20 protein-coding genes and 1 tRNA gene are annotated in these 21,695 nt (G+C 66.6%); 12 read left to right on the top strand and 9 right to left on the bottom strand.

Annotation, left to right across the window (positions count from 1 at the left end):
- Positions 1-38 precede the first annotated feature (38 nt).
- Complete coding sequence (locus M5J20_RS02305) at positions 39-1,112, top strand: magnesium and cobalt transport protein CorA (protein ID WP_253575963.1); 1,074 nt, start codon at positions 39-41, stop codon at positions 1,110-1,112.
- On the opposite strand, the gene M5J20_RS02300 is transcribed toward M5J20_RS02305, so the two are convergent.
- Positions 1,109-1,543: a PaaI family thioesterase gene (locus tag M5J20_RS02300; protein WP_253575962.1), complete on the bottom strand. Its 435-nt coding sequence runs from the start codon at positions 1,541-1,543 to the stop codon at positions 1,109-1,111. The genes M5J20_RS02305 and M5J20_RS02300 overlap by 4 nt on opposite strands.
- 59 nt (positions 1,544-1,602) lie before the next feature.
- On the opposite strand from M5J20_RS02300, the gene gnd reads away from it, so the two are divergent.
- From gnd to M5J20_RS02270, 6 genes are read left to right on the top strand one after another with little or no spacing between them, the layout of a single operon-like run.
- Positions 1,603-3,075: an NADP-dependent phosphogluconate dehydrogenase gene (gene gnd / locus M5J20_RS02295; protein ID WP_253575961.1), complete on the top strand. Its 1,473-nt coding sequence runs from the start codon at positions 1,603-1,605 to the stop codon at positions 3,073-3,075.
- Positions 3,076-3,108: 33 nt separating this feature from the next.
- Positions 3,109-4,431, top strand: a complete 1,323-nt coding sequence (locus M5J20_RS02290) for a DEAD/DEAH box helicase (RefSeq protein ID WP_253575960.1) — start codon at positions 3,109-3,111, stop codon at positions 4,429-4,431.
- A gap of 21 nt (positions 4,432-4,452) precedes the next feature.
- The gene (locus M5J20_RS02285; protein WP_253575959.1) at positions 4,453-5,865 is read left to right on the top strand and encodes a hemolysin family protein; all 1,413 of its coding nucleotides are present in this window, start codon (positions 4,453-4,455) and stop codon (positions 5,863-5,865) included.
- On the top strand, positions 5,862-6,914 hold the full coding sequence (locus M5J20_RS02280; RefSeq protein WP_253575958.1) for a hemolysin family protein: 1,053 nt from the start codon (positions 5,862-5,864) through the stop codon (positions 6,912-6,914). The genes M5J20_RS02285 and M5J20_RS02280 overlap by 4 nt, the downstream gene beginning before the upstream one ends.
- Complete coding sequence (locus tag M5J20_RS02275; protein WP_253575957.1) at positions 6,915-7,775, top strand: 3-methyladenine DNA glycosylase; 861 nt, start codon at positions 6,915-6,917, stop codon at positions 7,773-7,775.
- An 11-nt stretch (positions 7,776-7,786) separates the two neighbouring features.
- Positions 7,787-9,208 carry a vWA domain-containing protein gene (locus tag M5J20_RS02270; RefSeq protein WP_253575955.1) on the top strand — a complete coding sequence of 474 codons (1,422 nt, stop codon included), beginning with the start codon at positions 7,787-7,789 and terminating at the stop codon, positions 9,206-9,208.
- 10 nt (positions 9,209-9,218) lie between these two features.
- Here the strand turns inward: M5J20_RS02270 and M5J20_RS02265 are convergent, their stop codons facing one another.
- The 5 genes from M5J20_RS02265 to secA2 form a co-directional block, all read right to left on the bottom strand.
- The gene (locus M5J20_RS02265; RefSeq protein ID WP_437177608.1) at positions 9,219-9,794 is read right to left on the bottom strand and encodes a MerR family transcriptional regulator; all 576 of its coding nucleotides are present in this window, start codon (positions 9,792-9,794) and stop codon (positions 9,219-9,221) included.
- A 115-nt stretch (positions 9,795-9,909) separates the two neighbouring features.
- The gene (locus tag M5J20_RS02260; RefSeq protein WP_253575953.1) at positions 9,910-10,476 is read right to left on the bottom strand and encodes a bifunctional nuclease family protein; all 567 of its coding nucleotides are present in this window, start codon (positions 10,474-10,476) and stop codon (positions 9,910-9,912) included.
- A gap of 26 nt (positions 10,477-10,502) precedes the next feature.
- Positions 10,503-11,237: a transcriptional regulator FtsR gene (ftsR, locus tag M5J20_RS02255; RefSeq protein WP_253575951.1), complete on the bottom strand. Its 735-nt coding sequence runs from the start codon at positions 11,235-11,237 to the stop codon at positions 10,503-10,505.
- 111 nt (positions 11,238-11,348) lie between these two features.
- A complete protein-coding gene (gene odhI / locus M5J20_RS02250; protein WP_253575949.1) occupies positions 11,349-11,780 on the bottom strand; it encodes an oxoglutarate dehydrogenase inhibitor Odhl in 432 nt (143 codons plus the stop codon).
- Between the two features lie 89 nt (positions 11,781-11,869).
- Entirely contained in the window at positions 11,870-14,161 is a 2,292-nt protein-coding gene (gene secA2 / locus M5J20_RS02245; RefSeq protein WP_253575948.1) for an accessory Sec system translocase SecA2, read from the bottom strand.
- Positions 14,162-14,231: 70 nt separating this feature from the next.
- Between secA2 and M5J20_RS02240 the strand changes: the two genes are divergently transcribed.
- From M5J20_RS02240 to M5J20_RS02230, 3 genes are all read left to right on the top strand, one after another.
- Positions 14,232-15,503: a bifunctional alpha/beta hydrolase/OsmC family protein gene (locus M5J20_RS02240; protein ID WP_253575946.1), complete on the top strand. Its 1,272-nt coding sequence runs from the start codon at positions 14,232-14,234 to the stop codon at positions 15,501-15,503.
- Entirely contained in the window at positions 15,504-15,902 is a 399-nt protein-coding gene (locus M5J20_RS02235) for a YchJ family protein (RefSeq protein WP_256478021.1), read from the top strand.
- A 185-nt stretch (positions 15,903-16,087) separates the two neighbouring features.
- A tRNA-Pro gene (locus tag M5J20_RS02230) sits at positions 16,088-16,164 on the top strand.
- Between the two features lie 68 nt (positions 16,165-16,232).
- On the opposite strand, the gene M5J20_RS02225 is transcribed toward M5J20_RS02230, so the two are convergent.
- Together M5J20_RS02225 and M5J20_RS02220 are read right to left on the bottom strand one after the other, a co-directional pair.
- The gene (locus M5J20_RS02225) at positions 16,233-17,408 is read right to left on the bottom strand and encodes a zinc-dependent alcohol dehydrogenase (RefSeq protein WP_253575942.1); all 1,176 of its coding nucleotides are present in this window, start codon (positions 17,406-17,408) and stop codon (positions 16,233-16,235) included.
- A 573-nt stretch (positions 17,409-17,981) separates the two neighbouring features.
- A complete protein-coding gene (locus M5J20_RS02220; RefSeq protein WP_253575940.1) occupies positions 17,982-18,902 on the bottom strand; it encodes a CE1 family esterase in 921 nt (306 codons plus the stop codon).
- A gap of 78 nt (positions 18,903-18,980) precedes the next feature.
- On the opposite strand from M5J20_RS02220, the gene M5J20_RS11455 reads away from it, so the two are divergent.
- Positions 18,981-20,240: a DUF418 domain-containing protein gene (locus M5J20_RS11455; RefSeq protein WP_253575938.1), complete on the top strand. Its 1,260-nt coding sequence runs from the start codon at positions 18,981-18,983 to the stop codon at positions 20,238-20,240.
- Positions 20,237-21,004 carry a class I SAM-dependent methyltransferase gene (locus M5J20_RS02210; RefSeq protein ID WP_253575936.1) on the top strand — a complete coding sequence of 256 codons (768 nt, stop codon included), beginning with the start codon at positions 20,237-20,239 and terminating at the stop codon, positions 21,002-21,004. The genes M5J20_RS11455 and M5J20_RS02210 overlap by 4 nt, the downstream gene beginning before the upstream one ends.
- Before the next feature lie 20 nt (positions 21,005-21,024).
- Here M5J20_RS02210 and M5J20_RS02205 read toward each other — a convergent pair whose 3' ends face one another.
- Positions 21,025-21,693 carry a CE1 family esterase gene (locus M5J20_RS02205; protein ID WP_253575934.1) on the bottom strand — a complete coding sequence of 223 codons (669 nt, stop codon included), beginning with the start codon at positions 21,691-21,693 and terminating at the stop codon, positions 21,025-21,027.
- Between the last annotated feature and the right edge of the window lie 2 nt (positions 21,694-21,695).

The following is a 21,695-nucleotide window of genomic DNA, read 5'->3' as shown; positions in this document are numbered from 1 at the left end:
GGGTGCCCGGAGTTTCAAGCGAAAGGGGGCTGTCGCCCGTGCCGCCACGTCTTCCTCTGCCGCGTCCGCGCATCCCGAAACAGGAGCAACCAGCCCACAAGCCCGTGCCGGTGCCTATCGAGCGCTCGGTGGACTTCTGCCGCGTCTTCGTCGACGGCAAACGCCTCCCCGGCAACTTCCGGGTCCGGCAGGCCGCGGAGATGGTCGAGGACTTGGACAACGCCTTCGTCTGGCTGTCGCTGAAGGCCCCGAGCGAGGATCAGATGGAGCGCCTCGCCGAGGTGTTTGAGCTCGACGACCTCATCGTCGACGACATCGTGGACGCGCACCAGCGCCCGAAGATTGACCGCTACGACGAACAACTCTTCATGGTCGTGCGCTCCGTGCACTACCGCGACGACGAAGAAGTTGCCGACGCCCGCGAGATCATTTCCACGGGCGAGGTGCAGGTAGTCACTGGCCCGAAGTTCGCCATCACCATCCGCCACAACGCTCCCCTGCCGGACCTCACCGGCAAACTGGAGGAGGAAGAGGACCTGGCCGTGCTGGGCACGACCGCCGTTGCCTGGGTGATCGCCGACCACCTCACCGACAATTACCTCCGCGTGGCGGATTACCTCAGCCACGACGTGGACGAGCTGGAGAACGAGGTGTTCACGCCGCGCCGGCAGATCAACATCGACAAGATTTACAACTACAAGCGAGAAGTCTTGGAGATGCGCCACGCCATCGATCCGCTGGCGCCGGCGTTGCGCACCAGCCTCACCAACAACAAGGACATCGTCCGCAAGGCCCTGCGCTCCTACTTCCGCGACGTGCAAGATAACGCCACAATTGCCAGCGACCACCTCTCCGGCTTCGACGAGCGTCTCACCTCGCTGCTTGACGCCTCGGTGGCGAAGGTGACCATGCAGCAGAACGTGGATATGCGCACCATCTCCGCCGTGGTGGGTATGGCCGCGGCCCCCACCCTGATCGCCGGTATCTACGGCATGAACTTCGAGTACATGCCGGAGCTCGGCTCGAAGTGGGGCTACCCCGCCACGCTCCTAGTCATGCTTCTGGTGATGGGCGCAATGCTCTGGTGGTTCCGCCGCAACCACTGGCTCTAGAGCTCCATCATCATGAGCTTGAGGGTGGTGATGGCCACGAGCTTGCCCTCGTGGGTCATCTCCACCCGCCACAGGTGCGTGCTGCGGCCGATGTGCACGGGCCGCGCGACCGCTTCGATGCGCCCGGAGGAGACGCTGCGCAAGAAATCCGTGTTGTTGCTCATGCCCACCGCCGGCCGGCCGGAGGTGACAATCGCCGCCGCGGAACCCAGGGTCTCGCCGATCGCGGCGTAGACACCGCCGTTGACAATGCCGGCCACCTGCAGGTGCTCGGGCTTGACATCGAGGTAACACTCCAGGCGCTCGGCGGAACAGTAGGTGATGACCATGCCGATGTGCTGGCCGAAGCCGGTGTTCGCGGCGTTGAGGGCCGCCAGCTCTTCGTCGTTAAGCGGATCCGTGACCGGTTCATTCAGGGAGCGCTGCGTCATGCGTGCCACTATAAGACAACCCTGTGCCCGCGCGGGTGGAGTCGACGTACGATAACGCTATGACTTCTCCGCAGAGCGCAACGCAAGGAACTGCCCAAATCGGCGTCGTCGGCATGGCCGTCATGGGATCGAACTTGGCCCGCAACTTCGCCTCCAAGGGCCACACCGTCGCCATCTACAACCGCTCCCCGGAGAAGACCCGGGCCGTCATCCAGGAGCACGGCCACGAGGGCAACTTCGTGCCCGCGGAGACGATCGAGGAATTCGTCGCCTCCCTGGAGCGTCCCCGCAAAGCGGTCATCATGGTGCAGGCCGGTGCGGCCACCGATGCCGTGATCTCCCAGCTCGTGGAGGCGATGGATGAGGGCGACATCATCATTGACGGTGGCAACGCCTTGTTCACCGACACCATCCGCCGCGAGCACGAGGTCGCCCAGACCGGGCGCCACTTCGTCGGCGCCGGCATTTCCGGCGGCGAGGAAGGCGCGCTGCACGGCCCCTCGATTATGCCGGGCGGCCCCGCGGCCACGTGGGAAACCCTCGGGCCCCTGCTGGAATCCATCTCCGCGAAGGTGGATGGCGAGCCCTGTGTGACGCACATCGGACCGGACGGCGCCGGCCACTTCGTCAAGATGGTGCACAACGGCATCGAGTACGCCGACATGCAGGTGATCGGTGAGGCGTACCACCTGCTGCGCTACGGGGCAGGGCTTGAGCCGGCCGCCATCTCCGCGATCTTCAGCGAGTGGAACGAGGGCGACCTAGATTCCTACCTCATCGAGATCACCGCCGAGGTCCTGCGCCAGGTAGATGCCCGCACCGGCAAGCCATTCATCGATGTCATCGTGGATGCGGCTGGCCAGAAGGGCACCGGCCGCTGGACGGTCAAGGAGGCACTGGACTTGGGCGTGCCGACGACCGGCATCGGCGAGGCTGTCTTCGCCCGCGCCCTCTCCTCCGCCCTGGCGCAGCGCGAGGCTGCGCAGCGCATCGGACTGCCGTCGGGCGATCTGACCACGCTTGCGGAGCTGGGCATCGACCGCGAGCAGTTCGTCGAGGACGTGCGCCGCGCGCTCTACGCCTCCAAGCTGGTGGCCTACGCGCAGGGCTTCGACGAGATCAACGCCGGCTCCCAGGAGTACGGTTGGGGCATCAAGCCTGGCGACCTGGCGCGCATTTGGCGCGGCGGCTGCATCATCCGCGCGAAGTTCCTCAACCGCATCACCGAGGCGTACGAGCGCGACCCTGAACTTCCGTCCCTGCTGCTGGACCCGTATTTCAAGGGCGAGCTCGCAAACGGCCTGATTGACGCGTGGCGCCGCGTGGTCATCACCGCCACCCAGCTGGGCCTGCCGGTACCTGTCTTCGCCTCCTCGCTCTCCTACTACGACTCGCTGCGCGCCGAGCGCCTCCCGGCCGCGCTCATCCAGGGCCAGCGCGACTTCTTCGGCGCCCACACCTACCGCCGCGTGGACATGGAGGGCACGTTCCACACCGCGTGGTCCGGCGACCGCGAGGAGCTCTCCTACTAGGTCAAACGCACACGAGGCCGTAAGATCGTCCTAATGACTTCATTTGCCGATCTCGGCCTTCCCCGCGACATCGTCTCCGTGCTGCGCAAGCAGGGCATCACGGAGGCGTTTCCGATTCAGGAGGCCGCGATCCCCGACGCGCTCGCCGGCCGCGACGTGCTCGGCCGCGGCCCCACCGGCTCGGGCAAAACCTTCACGTTCGGCCTGCCAATGCTGACGCGCCTCGCCGGCGCGCCGTCCAAGCCTGGCCGCCCGCGCGGCCTCATCCTTGCCCCGACGCGCGAGCTCGCGGCCCAGATCCGGGAGCGTCTCGACGAACCCGCCGCCGCACTCGGCCTGCGCGTCATCGACGTCGTCGGCGGCGTGAACATCAACCACCACATCCGCGCACTCGCAGCCCCGGTCGACGTGCTGGTAGCCACCCCGGGCCGCGCCGAGGACCTGATCTCCCAGGGCAAGCTTTCGCTTTCCGACGTCGAGATTACCGCCCTCGACGAAGCGGACCAGATGGCGGACATGGGCTTTCTCCCCCAGGTGCGCAAGCTTCTCGACCGCACTCCCGAGAACGGCCAACGCCTGCTGTTCTCCGCGACGCTGGACGGCGACGTCGAAAAGCTCATTGCCCGCTACATGCACGACCCGGTGACGCACTCCACCGCGCCTGTGGAGGCCGCGGTGGACACGATGGAGCACTACCAGCTGCTGGTGGGCAACCGCGATGCCCGTAACAAGATCGTGCTGCAAATCGCCGCGCGCGAGGGCAAGACCATCATGTTCATGCGCACGAAGCACGGCGTGGACCGCCAGGTGAAGAAGCTGCGGCGCGTGGGTGTCAACGCCCAGGGCCTGCACGGCGACAAGGGGCAGGGCGCCCGCACCCGCGCGCTCGAAGGCTTCACGGACGGCTCTACCCCTGTGCTGGTGGCGACGGATATCGCGGCGCGCGGCATCGACATCGACGATGTCTCCCTCGTAGTGCACGTGGACCCGCCCGCAGAGCACAAGGCCTACCTGCACCGCGCCGGGCGCACCGCCCGCGCCGGCACCTCGGGTCGTGTCGTGACGCTCGTGATGGATGAGCAGCGCAAGGAAGTTGATCAGCTCCTGCGCAAGGCCGGCGTGGACGCTGAGGTGGTTCGCGTCGCACCGATGTCGCCTGAATTGGTTAGGATTACTGCCGCACGTCAACCCGAGGGCACTCCGCTGCCGCCCCCGGGACAACAGCCTGCGGCGGGCGGGCCGGCGAAGCGAACGTCGGCACGCAGAAGCGGGCGCAACCGCGGTGCCGGCGGCGGGCAAGCATCGGGCCGGCCGCGCCGCGGCGGCCAGCAGAGAAAGAGGAAACCGGAGCGCTAACCGCGGCGCTCACCACCGCACATGGACATAGTCATATCCATCCTGTCCCTCATCGGCTTCATCCTGCTCACAGCCTCGACGGGCCTGTTCGTGGCCATCGAGTTCGCCATGACGGGCCTGGAGCGCTCCACGGTTGAGGCCCACGTGCGCGAGAAGGGCGATGCCACTGCGCACGCCGTCGCGCGCGATCACGCGAACCTCTCCTTCGTCCTCTCAGGTGCCCAGCTGGGCATCACAGTGACCACCCTGGCCGCGGGTTTTCTCGCCGAGCCGGTGCTGGGCCAGTATTTCACGCCGCTGCTAGAGCTCGTCGGCCTCGGCGAGTCTGCCTCGCAGACGGTGGCGCTGGTACTCGCGCTCATCGTGGCCACGTTCCTCTCGATGGTGTTCGGCGAGCTCGTACCGAAGAACATCGCGATCACGGAGCCGCTCGGCACTGCGCGCTTCGTCGTCCCGCCGGTGAACGCCTTCAACCAGGTGTTCAAGTGGTTCATCAAATCGCTTAACGCCACAGCGAACTGGATCGTGCGCAAGATGGGCATCGAGCCGGCCGACGATCTCGCGTCCGCGCGCTCGGGTCAGGAGCTCGGCGCCATGGTGCGCAACTCCGCAGAAGCTGGCGGGCTCGACGCCTCAACCGCGGCGGTGATCGACCGCTCCCTGCGCTTCGGCGAGACCACGGCGGAGGAGGTGATGACGCCGCGCTCGACTATCGATTCCCTCGATGCGGAGGAGACTGTGGCGGACCTCATCGCGCTCGCCCGCGAGAGCGGCCACTCCCGCTTCCCCGTGCGCCGCGGCGATCTCGACGACACCATCGGCGTCGTCCACATCAAGGACGCGTTCTCTGTACCCAAGGAGGAGCGCAGCGTAACGACGGTAGCTTCCCTAGCCAAGCCGGTCCCCTTCGTGCCCGGCACGCTGGACGGCGACGCGGTGCTCAACCGCGTGCGTTCCGCCGGCTCCCAGGTCGTGCTCATCGCCGACGAGTACGGCGGCACGCAGGGTCTCGTGACCATCGAGGATGTCGTCGAGGAGATCCTCGGCGAGGTGTACGACGAGTACGACGACCGCGAGTCGGAGCGCGACTTCCAGCGCTTCGGCACATCGTGGGAGATTTCCGGCCTGGTGCGCCTCGACGACATGGCGGATAAGACCGGCTACACCGCCCCCGACGGGCCTTACGAGACCCTCGGCGGCCTCATCATGGCCACGCTCGGCCGCATCCCGAAGGTCGGCGACAAGGTGGTGCTGCCGGAGGGTGCCGTGAGCTTCCAGGAGGAGTTCGAATCGGCACGCGGCGACGGGTTCTGGCTCGCGCGTGTGACAGTGATGGATGACCGCCGCGTGGACAAGGCGATCCTCTCCCCGATCACACCCGAGCAAGCAGCGGAGCAGCGCGCCGCGGCGGCGGCCGAAGAAGGTGCACGATGAACATCCTGACCGCCGTCCTGCTCATCGCAGTGCTCCTCGCTGTCAACGCGTTCTTCGTGGCCACCGAGTTCGCCCTCGTATCCTCCCGCCGCGACCGCTTGGAATCCCTCCTCGCGCAGGGCAAAACTGACGCCCGCGCGGTGATCTACGCCATCGAGCACCTGTCGATCTACCTCGCCGGTGCGCAGTTCGGCATCACCGTGGCCTCGCTCATCCTGGGCAAGGTCGCCGAACCGGCGATTGCGCACTACATCGAGATGCCGTTCATGGCAGCCGGCCTGCCGCCGGAGCTGCTTCACCCGATCAGCTTTGTCATCGCCCTGATCATCATCTCCTTCCTGCACATCCTGTTCGGCGAGATGGTGCCCAAGAACATTGCGATCGCGGGCCCCGAGTCGACGGCGATGCTGCTCACCCCCGCCTTCGCGGTGTGGATGAAGCTCACCCGCCCGTTCATCGAGTTCCTCAACTGGGTGGCTCGCAAAACGCTGAAGGCCTTCGGCATCGAGCAGCGCGACGAATTGGAGTCCACGGTGGACCAGGCGCAGCTGGCCACCATGATCCGCGAGTCCAGCGAGGAAGGCCTCCTGGACGCCGAGGAAACCGCCCGCCTGGCGAAGGCGCTGCGCTCCGAGTCGCGCAACCTCACTGAAGTGATGATTCCGCTCGAGGACGTGAAGACCATCCCCTACCACCCGCGCGGCATCCCGCTTGCGGCCATCGAGGACGCGGTGCGTGAGACCGGGTACTCGCGCTACCCCGTGGAGCGCGCGCCGGGAGTGTTGGTTGGCTACGTCCACGTCAAGGACATCCTGGACTTGATGGAGTCCGAGGACCCCGACCCCAAGGTGCCCGTGAACCGCATCCGGCCGCTGAGCATTGTCGACGGTGGCCAGTCGCTGGATGACGCGCTGACCGCGATGCACCGCCGCTCCGCGCACATGGCGCAGGTGCGCGTCGCCGGCGAGCTCGTGGGCGTGGCCGCGCTCGAGGACATCATCGAGGAGTACGTGGGCACGGTGAGCGACTGGACCCACGAGGACGAGTAGATGCGCACCTACTCACCCGCCGAGGCCGCGGCTGCCGAGGCGGCGCACGTCGCCCGCGCCGAGCGCTGGACCGTCCCGCACCTCGAGCGCCGCACCCGCGGCACTTCCCACCCCGTGTGGGACCTTCTCTTCGACTATTACCCGGTGCGCGCCAGCCACCTCACCCGCTGGCACCCGGGGCTCGGGGCCGCGCTTGCCGACGCCAGCGCCACCCGCCACAAGGATCTCCCCTTCTACACGGTGGGCGCGGACGGCGCGGTTGCCCTCGACACGGAGGCGTTCCTAGCGAAGCGCGGCCGCGATATGGAACGCATCGCCGGCCTGCTGGAGGCGACGGCGAGCCGCCAGCCGCACTTCGACTGCTTCGGCATGCACGAGTGGGCCATGGTCTACCGGGCCGACGCACCCCGCCACGATCTGCCGCTGCGGCTGGGGCGGGAGGGCACGGATGCTGTCGTCGAGAAGCACCAGCTCAGGTGCAGCCACTTCGACGCCTACCGCTTCTTCACTCCTGCCGCCGTGCCGCTGAACCTGACGGTGCTGGACCGGGAGACGCAGGCAGAGCACGATCAACCGGGATGCGTGCACGTGGCCATGGATCTGTACAAGTGGGCGGCGAAGATGGGTCCGGTGGTGCCGGGCGAGCTGCTCCTCGACACGTTCGAGCTGGCCACGCGGGCCCGCACCCTGGACATGGAGGCGTCGCCGTACGACTGCACCTCGCTCGGGTTCGGTGTCGTCGCCGTGGAAACGCCCGAGGGCAAAGCCGAGTATGTCGCCCGGCAGCGCGCGCTCGCAGCCGACGCTGCGCCGATCCGCGGCCAGCTGATAGCCCTACTCGCGGAGCTTCTCGGGCACTAGACTGCCTTGGTATGGGACGGCACTCGAACGGGAAGAATAATTACCAACTCTCCACGGGGGCCGTCATGGCGCTCGTCGTGGCATTGGTGCTCACGGCGGCGCTGATCTGGTCCATTGCGGGCCGCGGTAAAGACCCGGACTCCCAGGCGTCCGGCCCGACCAGCGAGCAGACGTGCGTCTCCGGGGACCTCGCGCTGCCTATCGCCGCCGCGAACGAGACGATCGGACGCACGCTTATCGACGCTTACGCTGCCTCGAAACCAGTGGTGCGCGATTATTGCGTGCAGCCGGTGTACGTGGATACGCTCGCCGATGCCGCCGTGTACATCGCCCCGAACACGCCCGTCACCCACCAGGAGCTCGCGAACGCAGGGCGCACTGCCGCAGTCGCTGAACCGGAGGACGTGGCCGCCGATGTCGTTGGCCTCGCGACCCAGGGCGCTGGCTCCGAAGCTGCGCCGCCGGTTGACCAGGTGCGCTTCCCCATCGACACGCCGGCCTCCTCCGCCGTCGCGGCATCGCTGCTCACCGCCAGCGACAACGATGCCGTGGAGGCGCTGACCGACTTCCGCGTTCCCTCCGCAACGGCCGTCGAGAGCGAAGCGCAGTTCATTGCCACGTCCGAGGCTGAAGCGCCGGAGGGCTGGACGTTCACCCCGCTTAACGGTGCCGTACGCTACGCCGCCATCCCGCTGAACAGCGGCGACACCATCGACGAGAACCAGTCCCGCGCCGGCCAGGACTTCGCCCGCGCCGCCGCAGAGCAGTTCGACGCGGACACCGCGCCGCAGCAGCCGGTCATCGCCGAGCTGGTCTGGGCCGCCGCACTCCCGACCGGGGGCGAGGCGCTTACCGGCGACGTGGACTCCCCCACAGGGAGCGATGAGGCCGCCGTCGCAGCCGACGGCGAGGTGCTGGACACCCTCTTCCTGCTGGATACCTCCGAGGCGATGGCACCCTACGTTCAGGCGGCAAAGCAGGGCGTCGCGGAGGCCGCCGGTGAGGTCGCTAACGCTGGCCACACCGTGGCGCTGTGGAATTACTCCTCCCCGCTCTCCGAGGGCGTGACACAGGGATACCGCCGCAACGTCGGCCCGACTCCGGACGCGGCACCAGTGCAGGTTTCTGTCCAGCGCTTCCTCACCGGCGGCGTCCCGCAGACCCGCGAAGCTGTCGCAGCAGCGGTTGACACCGTCCAAGTCCCAGCGCGCATCGTGCTCATCACTACCGGCACCGCCGACGCCGGCGATGATGCCGCGTTCACGGAGATGCTGCGCAAGGCGAGGGAGGCCGGTGTGCGGCTCGCCGTCGTCCACGTGGGTGAAGGCCCGCAGGACAAGGCGCTCGAGGCAGCGGCAACGTCGCGGCAGGACGCGAAAACCGCCGACGAGATCGCTGCTGCGATCAAGACGGCGGTGGGGACGCGGGAGTAGGAGCGCGTTCTTAAGAGGACTTGCGGCGACGGCGGGCGGCCAGCTCGTCGATGCCCACAACGTTGTCCGGCTCTGCGTCCTCGATGACGCGCTCGGACGGGAACGCGGAGATAGTGCCGGTGAGTTCCTTCATGATCTGCGGCACGGCAATACCGAACACGCCTTGGCCGCCGTTGAGGAGGTCGATGATCTCCTCGTTCGAGCGGCATTCGTACACCGTCACGCCGTCGGAGACGAGGGTGATCTCGGCAATGTCGTTCACGCCGCGGTCACGCAGCTTGTCCACCGCGAGGCGGATGTTCTGCAGCGAGATGCCGGTATCGAGCAGACCCTTGACAATCTTCAGGACGAGGATGTCCTTGAAGGAGTAGAGACGCTGGGAGCCGGAGCCCTTCGCACCGCGGATCGACGGACGCACCAGGTTGGTGCGCGCCCAGTAGTCGAGCTGGCGGTAGGTGATGCCGGCGACCTGGCATGCGATGGGCACGCGGTAGCCAACCTCGTCCGACGGTCCGATGTCGAACAGCGACTCCTGCACCGGCGCGAACTCGTCCTGCGCCGGGGTGTTGGTGGTGTTACCGCTCACGTAATTACTCCCATGATGTTTGCCTGAAGGCCTAGTGCATATTAAAGGTCAGCCTAGACCTTTGGTCAAGCGTCACATCTGCAACACGCCGAGAGTCTCAACCAGAGGTTGAGGGTTACTGCTCGTTATCTGGGTCAGCCTCGAACGTGTCGTCGAAGCCCAGCTCACGCATAAAACTCTCGAAGGCCTCGGGATCGAGTTCCGGTTCCCGCTCCCCTGTGACTGACTCGATCCTTTCGGCGCCGCTCAAAGTGTCGTCGAAAAGCGACTCATCTTCGGGCGCGTCGATGCCGAACTGCTCGCGCAGGTCCCGAGCGCTGATGAACATCGAGGCTTGTTGAAGCACGGACTCGTCGACTTCGAGCTGCACGTCGGCGACGAGCGCGAGGAGCAACGCGTCGGAGGGGCGCATGTCCACCTCTGCCCCGCCTTCAAGGGTCAGGGTCGCGATGAACACGCCGTCGTGGAAGCTCGACAGTTCAATGCCGGCGATGCCGGGCGTGGTCTGCGCGATGATGTCCGCCATCGCCTCGTAGGCGTCGGGGCGCTTGGGCGACCAGTCGTCGAGACGCGCGGCGAGGTTCGCGCCCTCAATCGGCGGCAGCCACAGGGGCACGTACCGGTGCTTCTCTTCCCACTCAAGCAGGGCGCACAGGAACTGCTCGGGGCCGAACGGAAACACCCCGAGGAGGTTGACGGGTACCACGGTTAACGGGAGAGCTGGTTGCGCAGTTCGCTCTTCACCAGCGAGGTGTGCAGGGACACCACGAGCGCGGACATCTGCTGGCCCAGTTCTTCGGCTTGCTGGCGCGCGCCTTCCTTGCCGGATTTCGCGATCGGCTCGGTGACCTGTGCGATGAGGTCTGCCTGGCGGGTCGCGGCGGTGCGCAGCGTCTTCAGGTGGCGGGCGTCGAAGCCGAAGCCCTTCAGCGCCACGGCGGTGTTGGTGATGCGGACATCGTCCTCGGTGAACAGGCCTGCGCCGTTCGGGGTGATCAGGCCAGCCTTGATCAGCTCCTCCACCGTCTTTTCGTCGGTGCCGGCCTGCGCCGCAACCTCGACATCGGTGAGCTGGGTCGCCTTCGGGGCGCGGAACGCGTCCGGGGAGACGATCGGCTCCGCATCGGCGGAGGTGAGAATCGCCGCGACCTGGCCGGAGTCCATGGCCTCGAGCTGTTCGCGGATCACCTTCAGCGGCAGGTAGTTGTCGCGCTGGGTAACCAGGATATAGCGCAGGCGCTCCACGTCGTCGTCGGTGAAGCGGCGGTAGCCGGACGCAGTGCGCTGCGGGGTAATCAGGCCCTCAGACTCGAGGAAGCGGATCTTCGAAACGGTAACGTCCGGGAACTCAGCGCGCAGGCGGTCGAGGACGACGCCAATGGACATAGTTTTCACGGACTGACGTGCCGACGCCTGCGGGGCAGTCTTACGAATAGCGCTCACGAACGTTGCTCAATCTTTCCTCGAGGTTGAAGGTTTGGAAAACAATATACCCGGCTCGGGCCGACACACGAGTCGTTCGGCCGAAACCGGGTCACCTGTGGTAGCTAGCGCCTATTTCGCGGAAGCGATGAAAACGAGGCGGAACTTGCCAATCTGAATCTCGTCGCCGTCCGAGAGCACCTCGGAGTTGCGCGGCTCGCGGTTCACGTAGGTGCCGTTGAGGGAGCCGACATCGACGACCTCGAAGCTGTCCTCCTTGCGGCGGAACTCGGCGTGGCGACGGGACACAGTCACGTCGTCGAGGAAAATGTCCGCCTCCGGGTGGCGGCCGGCGGTGGTGGAATCCTGGTCGAGCAGGAAGCGGGCGCCGGCGTTCGGGCCGCGCTTAACCACGAGCAGTGCAGCACCTTCGGGCAGGTTCTCCGCGCCCGCGGTGGCATCCGGCGATGCAGCTGCCGACGATTCCATTTCCTTCAGCAGGTCAGCGCGGAAGACCGAAGTCGTCTCGACCTGGTTCTGCGGCGTACCCGTGTTCTCGCTCATTGGGTTCCTCCAAGCAATGTCGAAAGGTTAATCAGCTGCCATCTTAGCGATTGCTCCGCCGCGAGGCGGGCCATGACTCTCCTACGACGCTAGCGGAAAATGTTGCCGATGCCGGAGATTACCGAGTTGCCGGAGCCCGCCAGCGGGTTGTCGGAGACCATGTAGGTCCACGTTGAGCTGGGGCGTTTCCACCCGGCGTCGGCAAGCTGCGCCCCGTCTTCCGTGATCGCCACCTCCGCGAAGGTCTCGGAAGCCTTGTCGACGGCACGGTTGGCGAGGTCCTTGAATTCGCGCACGGCGATGCGGTGGAACTCGTCAATCGGCGTCTCTCGCGCGATGGCCCGCAGGTGGATCGACTCGCGCACGTCGTCCATGAGCGCGAGGTGCTCGGACCATTCGTCGTCGAGGTGGAAGAGCATGATGTCGCGCGCAGCTTGTTCCTTGACGTCCTGCGGGAGGTGATCGAGTTCCGCCGCGCGCTGCGGGTTGCGCTCGGCGAGCTCGCGCCACGCGGTGTCCGTGTCCAGCAATGCCGCACGACGTTCATCCAGGATGTCTCGGTGATCCGCGAGCAGCTTGTTGTATTTCCACGTCTGGGAGTGGATCTCCAGGAGCTGGCCCTCGGTGACGCGCTGGCAGTGCTCGATGAACTGCTGGATGCGGTTGGACTCGATGCGCCCGTCCGCGGCCGGCTGCGCAGTGATCTGCTCGTCGGCGCCGCCGACTTTCACAATGTCGTCCTCCAGCGAGACGAAGAAAAGGCTCAAGCCCGGGTCGCCCTGGCGGCCCGCACGGCCGCGCAGCTGGTTGTCCAGGCGCGCAGTGCGGTGGCGCGCCGTGCCGATCACGGCCAGGCCGCCGAGCTCCGCCACCTCGTCGTGGTCGGCCTCGTCCGCGCCGCCGAGGCGGATGTCGGTGCCGCGGCCCGCCATCTGGGTGGAGACGGTCACGCGCCCGGTGTCGCCGGCCTCGGCGATGATGCGCGCCTCCTCCGCGTCGTTCTTCGCGTTGAGCACGTTGACCTCGATGCCGCGCTCCTCCAGGGCTTCGGCGAGGGCCTCGGACTCGGCGACATCATGCGTGCCGACGAGCACCGGCTGGCCAGTAGCGTGAATATGCGCGATCTCCTCGACAATTGCCTCGTTCTTCTCCGCCATGGTGGCGTATATGCGGTCCGCTTCGTCGAAACGCTGCAGCTCTTGAGCGCGGTCGATGACGGACACGTGGAGCCCGTAGAAGGTGCGCAGCTGGTCGGTCGCCTCGACGGCGGTGCCGGTCATGCCGCACACCGTCGGGTAGCGGCGCATGAGTGCTTGCAGGGTGATGGAATCGAGGATGCGCCCGCCTTCGGACACGTCCAAGCCCTCCTTGGACTCGACAGCTGCCTGGAGGCCGTCGGGCCAGCGCTGCAGCTCGGCGACGCGGCCGCGGGAGGCGTCGACGAGCGCGACTTTGCCATCGGCAACGATGTAGTGCACGTCGCGCACCAGCAGTGCCTTCGCGTGCAGCGCCAGGTTCACGCGTACCAGGGTCGTGCCGATGTGCTCGTCGGAATAGAGCGAATCGATCCCCAGGATGCGCTCGATCTTCTCCGCGCCCTTGTCGGTGAGGAAGACGTTCCTGCCCTCGCCGTCGATGGTGTAGTGCTCCTCTTCCTCCAGGTGCGACACCGCCGCGGTGATCTGCCCGGTGGCCTGCTGGGAACCCTCGGAGCCCGCAAGCACCAGCGGCACCAGCGCTTCATCGACGAGGACGCTGTCCGCTTCGTCGACAAGCGCGACGTCCGCGGGCACTTGCACCGTCTGGGAACGGTTGGTGATCTGGTTGTCGCGGAGGTGGTCGAAGCCGATCTCGGTCACCGGCGCATACACCACGTCGCTGCGGTAGGCGGCGATGCGCTCCTCGCGCGTCGAGGCTTCCGTCACGCTGGCCACGGTGAGACCGAAAAACTCCACCAGCGGCCGCATCCACTCGGCATCGCGGTCCGCGAGGTAGTTGTTCACCGTGATCACGTGCACACGCTTGCCGGTCAGCGCGTAGCCAGCCGCGGCCATCGCGCCCACCAAGGTCTTGCCCTCGCCGGTGGCCATCTGGATCACGTCGCCCTCAAGCAACCGGAGCACAGCCTGGTTCTGCACGTTGAACGGTGTCAGGCCGAGCCTGCGTTCCGACGCCACAGACAACCCCGCGAGGAAGCGCGGCTTATCCCCGATTGCACCGTCCGCGACGGTTCCTCGCACGGCTGCCGCCAAGGAAGCGTCGTCAAGCGAAGAAAGCTCCGGGATGAGTTCATGCGCCGCGGCCACCACGGACTTTGACTTCTTGTTGTTGCGCTCGGTGGTCGAGCCCATGGCCTTCCAAAACCAGTCGAATGCGCCCATGGGTGGCATTGTACGGCCCCCGAGGGACTGAACCGGCGGGCGGGCCGGATGGTGCTTTATTGTTGTGGGCATGCAGTCCCTGAACGTCAAGGTTCCGTCTTCCACCGGGAAGATGCTGGCAGCCACGATCGACCGCCCCGAATCCCCAGCGCAGGCCTATGCCATCTTCGCGCACTGCTTCGCCGGCTCCCGCCACACGCCTGGTGCCTCGCGCATCTCGAAGCGGCTGACCGAGCACGGCATTGCCACCCTGCGCTTCGACTTCCCCGGACTCGGCCAGTCCGAGGGCGAGTTCAAGGACACGACGTTCAGCCAGAACGTGGACGACATCGTGGCCGTCGCCCAATGGATGGAGGAGCACTTCACCGCGCCGCAGTTGATCATGGGCCACTCCCTCGGCGGCGCGGCTACCCTCAAGGCCGCGACCCGCCCGGAGCTGAAAGACATGGTGAAGTGCGTCGCCACCGTCGGCGCACCCTTCGACCCCGCGCACTCCGTGCTGCACTACGCGGACAAGATCGGCGAGGCCGACGCCAACGGCTCCGTGCCCGTCATCCTCGGCGGCCGTGAGCTGGTCATCTCACGCGAATTCCTCGAGGACCTCGCCGTGACCAACCCGGAGACCTACCTGCCCACCATGCGCAAGCCGCTGCTCTTGGTCCACTCCCCGATCGACGTCACCGTGGGCATCGATAACGCGCAGACCATTTTCCAGCTGACCCGCTACCCGAAGTCCCTCATGGCGCTGGATAAGGCGGACCACCTGCTCACCCGCTCCGGCACCGCGCAGCGCGCCGCCGACATCATCGGCTCCTGGGCGCAGCAGTACATCGTGCCGGAGTTCGTTCCGGAAGAGACGGGCGACTCCAACGCAATCAGCTACACCGCCCGCGGCACCAAGTACGGCGACGTGGTGCGCACTTCTAACACCGCCATCAACACCGACCGCGCCAAGAACGCCGGCGGCAAGGGCCAGGGTGTCACCTCCACCGGCCTGTACATGTCCGCGCTGGCCGCGAGTTCCTCCCAGGCCATCCGCGAGGCCGCCAAGGGCATGCCGCTTGACGACGTCCGCATTGAGATCACCCACGGCGCAGGCAACGAATTCGTCCGCGAGATCACCCTGTACGGCGACCTGACCGCAGAGCAGGCTCAGACGCTGCGCGCCGCCGGTGCCGCCTCCACCGTCGACGGTTACGTTGCCGCGAATGAGATGGAGACCGTGGTCAAGGTGGCCACTATTGCCGAGCGCCGCGCGGCCAACAAGGCCGCCGGCAAAGCGCACGTCGCGGCCGGAACGCTGGCAAGCAAGCGCGAGCGCAAGGCCAGCGCCGGGAAGTAATTGGTGGCGGCTGTTTCTGGGGCTTGCCCCTGCGGACTGGGGCTGCCGTATGCGCAGTGCTGCGGGAAGTATCACGCTGGGGTGCGCGCCGGCGGGGGCCCGTTCGCGCCGACCGCTGATGCTTTGATGCGCTCGCGGTACTCGGCGTTCGCAGTGGGCGATGCAGAGTACCTGCTGGCCACCTGGGCTGAGGAGACGCGGCCCCGTGAGTTGGCGGTTGCCCCTACCGGCGAGCCGTTCACCCGGCTCGTGGTGCTGGACAAGGCGCGCGGCGGGGTATTCGACGCCGAGGGCGTCGTGGAATTTGCCGCCTTCTACCCCGGCGGTGTCCAGCGAGAGCGTTCCCGCTTCGTCCGGCGGGATGGGCGGTGGTTCTATGTGGACGGGGATGTTCAGTAGCTGCCCAAATTGGTGCCCTCGAACGAATTCCGCCTGCAATCTCGCCACCTGCGCCCGAAGAGGCGTTCTCGTGGAAATCCGGAAATCTTTACGAGCCGAGGTTTCGCCGGTCTCCACCAGCAGGTTTCCGGGTCCACTCCCCCGTGATGTAGTCTGTCGAAGTTGCCGGTTCACCCGGCAACGATCGGGCTGTGGCGCAGTTTGGTAGCGCACCACACTGGGGGTGTGGGGGTCGCAGGTTCAAATCCTGTCAGTCCGACCAAAGCGAAAACCCCGCTCCTCGGAGCGGGGTTTTGCAGTTGGGGGCCAGAATGAGCGCCGGGGCCTGGGCTACGGCTTGAGAACGACCTTGATGCAGCCGTCTTCCTTCTTCTGGAACTTCTCGTACATGGCGGGTGCATCGTCGAGCGGCGCGGTGTGGGTCTTCAGGTCGAGAACGCCGAGCGGATCCGACGGGTCGTCGACCAGCGGGAGAAGATCGTCGGTCCAGTGGCGCACGTTGCACTGGCCCATTCGCATCTGGATCTGCTTGTCGAACAGCGTCATCATCGGCATCGGGTCCTTCTCTCCGCCGTAGACACCGCTGAGGGAAATGGTTCCGCCGCGTCGCACGGCTTCGATGGCGGTGTAGAGGGCGCTGAGACGGTCCACACCAGCGTTTTCCATGAATTCGCGGCCGACCGCAGGAGGCAGCAGGCCGACGGCAGCCTGCGCGGTGCCGGCGACGGGCGAGCCGTGGGCTTCCATGCCGACGGCATCGACGACAGAGTCGGGCCCGCGACCGTCGGTAAGCTCACGAAGCTCCTCGACGACTCCTTCGCCGCCCTCGAGAACCTCGATGCCGTGGCGGGAAGCCATGGCGCGTCGCTCAGCGACAGGGTCGACGCCGATGACGCGGTAGCCCAGGTGGGCTCCGATGCGGGTAGCCATCTGGCCGATCGGGCCAAGGCCGAGCACCGCAAGGGTGCCGCCCTCAGGGACGTTGGCGTACTGGACGCCCTGCCAAGCGGTCGGGAGAACGTCGGAAAGGAAGAGGAAACGCTCGTCCTCGCCGACGTTGGGAACCTTGATCGGGCCGTAGTCGGCGTGGGGCACGCGCAGGTACTCGGCCTGGCCTCCCGGCAGGGAGCCGTAGAGGCGCGAGTAACCGAGCAGGGTTGCTCCGCTGTCGTACTCGCGAACCTGGGTGGTCTCGCACTGCGACTGGAGGCCGCGCTCGCACATGAAGCAGTGCCCGCAGGAGACGGTGAACGGGATGACGACGCGGTCTCCGGGCTTGAGGTTGGTAACGGCGGAGCCGACCTCCTCGACGATGCCCATCGGCTCGTGGCCGATCACGTCGCCCTTGTCCATGAAGGGCGTGAGGACCTCGTAAAGGTGCAGGTCGGAGCCGCAGATGGCGGTGGAGGTGACGCGGATGATGGCGTCGGTGGGCTCGATGATTTTCGGGTCGGGAACCTCCTCGACGACCACATTGCGCTTGCCTTGCCAGGTCAGTGCTTTCATTAGAATCCTTTCATGCGTTAGGGGTGCGCCCGAGTGTAATCCCGATTGACGTGCAGGGTTGTTGGCATGAACACAATTGGCGGGGGCTGCCGTAACGGTCGCCCTTCGGTGCGTGGGGACCAACGCCACACTGAGATCAGCTACTAGCGAGCACGGTGGCGTTTTACGTTGGAGGTATGAGCAGCAGAAGTTCAAGTAAACGCACCGCAAATGGCAACATTCTCTCCTACCGATCCAGGAACTCAGTTCTTAGCGCCTGGTCCACTGACTCATTCATGAGTATCGGCTCTGTTGGGTCGTTCATGTCCATCGGGTCGATGGGATCTGCACTGTCGATCGCCTCCGTCGGGTCGGCGCTGTGTGTTCTGTCCGTCGGATCTTTCCTCTGCGTCAGCTCGATCAGCAGCTACCGCAGTAAGAATGCAGTGTTGGGTGATCGTCTTGGGTGACCGCCGCGACTCCTGCGCCATTCAAACTGCCCAAGGGCAGGTCAATTGACACCCGCGACCTCGACTCACTGGCCCCCGCATTCAAGCGCGGGCAGTCGAGATGTGGTGTGTACCGTTTGCACCCCTACCGCTCCCCGACCCCGAAGAACTCCAGCTGGCGGCGCGTCGCGAAGCCGCTGGGCACGGTGCCGGACTTGTCCAGCTCGCCGCCAGGCCACACGTGGGGGCCGCCCTCGATCCGGTAGTGCTCCATGCCGGCGTCGCAATCAAGCCAGCGCTGCTCCAGAATGCGTGAAGTCAGTTGCGTCACCTCCGGCTCAGCGGCGCAACGGTTGCGCTCAGCGGCCTCGGACACCATCTCCTCGGTCGAGTCGTACACCGTGGCATGGCGCTCGCCGCCCGCGTACTCGATCACGGTGTCGGCAGTGCCGTGGAAGTCGATGTGCTTCATGGGAATCGTCGAGCAGCCCTCCGAGACGTGCTGGTAGAACGCGCCCGACACCGTCGCCACCGCCGTGAAATCCTGCGGCCGCTGGCAGCCGACGAACGCCGCGAACCCGCCGCCGTTGGACATGCCGCTCGCAAACACTCGGGCTCGGTCCACGGAGAACTCCCCCGCCAACTGCTCCCGCACCGCGTCGACAAACGCGAGGTCTTCAGCCCCTGTCGTCTTCGCGTACGGTGCCGGCGCCCACGCCTTATCCACGCCCTTCAAGTAGGCCACGATCGCGTCGGCGCGGTCCATGCCCGAGTTTTTCCGCAGCGCCGCGGCATCCTCTTTGTAGCCGTGGAACACCATGATCAGCGGCAGCTTGTGGCGCTGATGCGCTCCCTCCGGCAGCGAGAGGATGTAGCCGCGCTGCGTGCCGTCCACGTCCAGCGTCCGCTCCTCCACTGTCGCAGGGCTGAGCTTCTCGGGGCTCGCTTCCGGCTCAACGGTCATCGTCACCGTGGTGGTTTCCAGCGGCTCCGGCTGTGCCGCCGGCTCGCTCGGGGTCTGGGTGCAGGCGGTGAGCGCCAAGGTCAGGAAAGCAAGCGTCGTCAAGCTTCTTGCTCTTATTCCCTCGCGCACGGTGAACCAGAGTAGTCCACGCGGGGGTTGGCGATGCGCGACAATGGAGGCGTGAAGGATTCATCAGCTCAGCGCACCCCGACCCGCACCGTCGCGAAGGTGCGTTATATCGCGCCCGACGTGGCGCGCGGCATGGCGTTGCTGGGCATTGCGCTCGCGAACTTGCCGACGAACTGGCTGGTCCACGCCGACGCGCCGATGGCGCAGTTCTTCGGCGGCGCGTCTGAGAATCCCGACCTGTTCACCAAGATCCTCATCGTGTTTCAGGCCATGTTCGTGCACGTGCGCGGCCTGCCGATGTTCTCGACGCTGCTGGGCGTGGGCATCGGCATGGTCGCCGCGAGCCTCATCCGCCGCGGCTACACGACGAAGGCCGCGCGCCGAGCGCTGGTGCGCCGCTACGGATTCCTGCTCCTGTTCGGCCTGATCCACCTGCTGTTCTTCCCTGGAGACATCCTCACGCCATACGGCGTCTGCGGCATACTCACCGCGTTGCTGATCGGGTTCAGCGACAAGGTGATCCTCTGGATCGCCGGAATCGTGCTCTTTTGCTGGTCCGGCTGGACAGCCCTCGGCGGCACTGTGCTGCTCACCATGGGGCCAGACGCAATCGGTTTCGATTACTCTCTGATGCTCCCCGCCACCCCGGACACCTACGCGGGCCAGCTCGAACACTCGCTGAAGACGCTGCAGAGCCAACCGTTCCTCGTGCCGTCGATACTCCCGATGGTGCTGATCGGCTTTGTGTGGGGCCGCAGCGACCTCATGGGCAACGTGGATATGCACGCCCGCAAACTCTGGGTGTGGGTATGGGTTGCCGTCGCCGTCATCCTGCTGATCGGCCTGCCGTGGGGCCTGGCCGCGATCGGCGTGCTGCCGCGCGAGCTGGAGGTCGGCCTCTTCCTCTACAACCAAGCCTTCGGCCGCCTCGCTGGCCCCGGCATCCTCGCCGCGGTGATCCTCGCGATGCGCCCGGTTCAGCGTCGTCTCGCCGCCGCGCCGGGCACCCCGATTCCCGGCTGGCTCGCTGCGTTCAACGCACTGGGTAAGCGCTCCTTGAGCGGCTACCTCGCGCAGACGGTGTTCTTCTTCACCATCACGCCGCTGTTCATGCTCGGCATCGGCCACGACTGGGGTATTCCCGCCCAAATGCTCTTCGCCACCGCCGTGTGGCTCTTCACCCTGCTCGCAGCCTGGGCGATGGAGCGCCGCGGCATCCCCGGCCCCTTCGAGACAGTCCACCGCCGCCTCGCGTACGGCAAAGCCGGGGTGCCCGAGCGCTTCCAACCCCGCGAGCTGACTCGCGCATGATCCACCCCAGCAGGAAGCAGGGCCCAGGTTTCCGCGACGACGCGTCCCGCGCCCACACCGCCGGCGCGTTCCAGCAGGGAGCCTCGCTTTACGACGACGTCCGCCCCACCTACCCGGCCCAAGTCGCCGCCATGATCGCCGGCGCCGCCCGGGTCTTGGACATCGGCGCGGGCACGGGCAAGCTCACCGAAACGCTCTTCGCGCCCGACCGCCAGCTCGTCGCCCTCGACCCTTCTGCCGACATGTGCCGGGTGCTGGCCTCGCGTTTGCCCCAGGTCGGTGTCCTGCGCGGGGCCGCCGAAGCACTCCCGCTTGCCGACGCCTCAATCGACGCCATCACCTGCGCCCAAACCTGGCACTGGGTCGACGTGGAAACCGCCAGCAGAGAGGCCGCTCGGGTGGCCGCGCCCGGCGGGTCGCTCCTGTTGAGTTGGAACACCCTCGATGTATCCCACCCCTGGGTGCTGCGCCTGTCCCGCATCAGCCACTCGGGCGATGTGCACAGGGAGGGGTTTTATCCGAGCGTCGGCACGCAATGGGTGCTGGAGCGCGAGCTGCGCACGAAGTGGATCCAGCCCGTGACCACCGACGACCTTTTCGCGCTCGCGCGCACGCGCTCGTACTGGCTGCGCGCCAATGAGGCGACGCGGGCGAAGGTTGAGGCGAACCTTGCCTGGTACCTGTTCGAGCGGCTCGGGTTTGCGGAGGCGCAGCTCCTGCCGCTGCCCTACCGCACCGACGCCTTCCTGTACCGCCGCGCCTGAGACCTGCGCGCCTAGCGCGGTTAGAGCCTGAAGAAGTCCAGGACCTCGCGGGTGACGTCGATGCCGCGGTGGGAGGCCCACTGGCCGGTCGGCCATTCGTGGCCCATCCCCTCCACGCGGCGGTGCTCGGTGCGGGCGGCGCCTGCGTTGCGTCGCGTAAATGCCTCGACGACGGCGGGCGCGGCCTGAATCACGTCGTCCTCCGCACCTGAGTAGGGGCTTCGCAGGTCGCCGTTGTAGGGCACCACATCGTCGTAGGTGCCGTGGATGTTCAGGTAATCCACCGGTGTCGCCGCGGCGATCTCGTTCGGCGTCTCGCGGACCGCTGCAGAGCAGGTGGCGATGCCGGCGAAGCGGTCGCGCACTACGGACAGCGCGACGGCCAGGCCACCGCCGTTGGAAAACCCGGCGAGGTACACGCGCTCCGGGTCTGCGCCGTACTCGGCGACGAGGTCGTCGATGATGGCGTCGATACGCGAGGCGTCCTCATCGAGCGTCGTGCTCGCGTACGGCGCGGGTGCCCAGGCCAGCGCGCGACCGGTCGGGGCGGCAACGATGGCGCGAGCGGCACTCAGGCCGGTGCCCTCAAGAAAATCGACACCGTTGTCACCCTTGCCGTGCAGGGCGATGAGGATCGGCAGCGAACCGTCGGCGTTGTCGGGGACGTGGACCTTGCAGGCGGGATCCATCG

Source organism: Corynebacterium stercoris (assembly GCF_024160105.1).
Classification (GTDB): domain Bacteria; phylum Actinomycetota; class Actinomycetes; order Mycobacteriales; family Mycobacteriaceae; genus Corynebacterium; species Corynebacterium stercoris.
The sequence above is the reverse complement of the archived record's forward strand: the minus strand, read 5'-3'. Positions and strand labels throughout refer to the sequence as shown.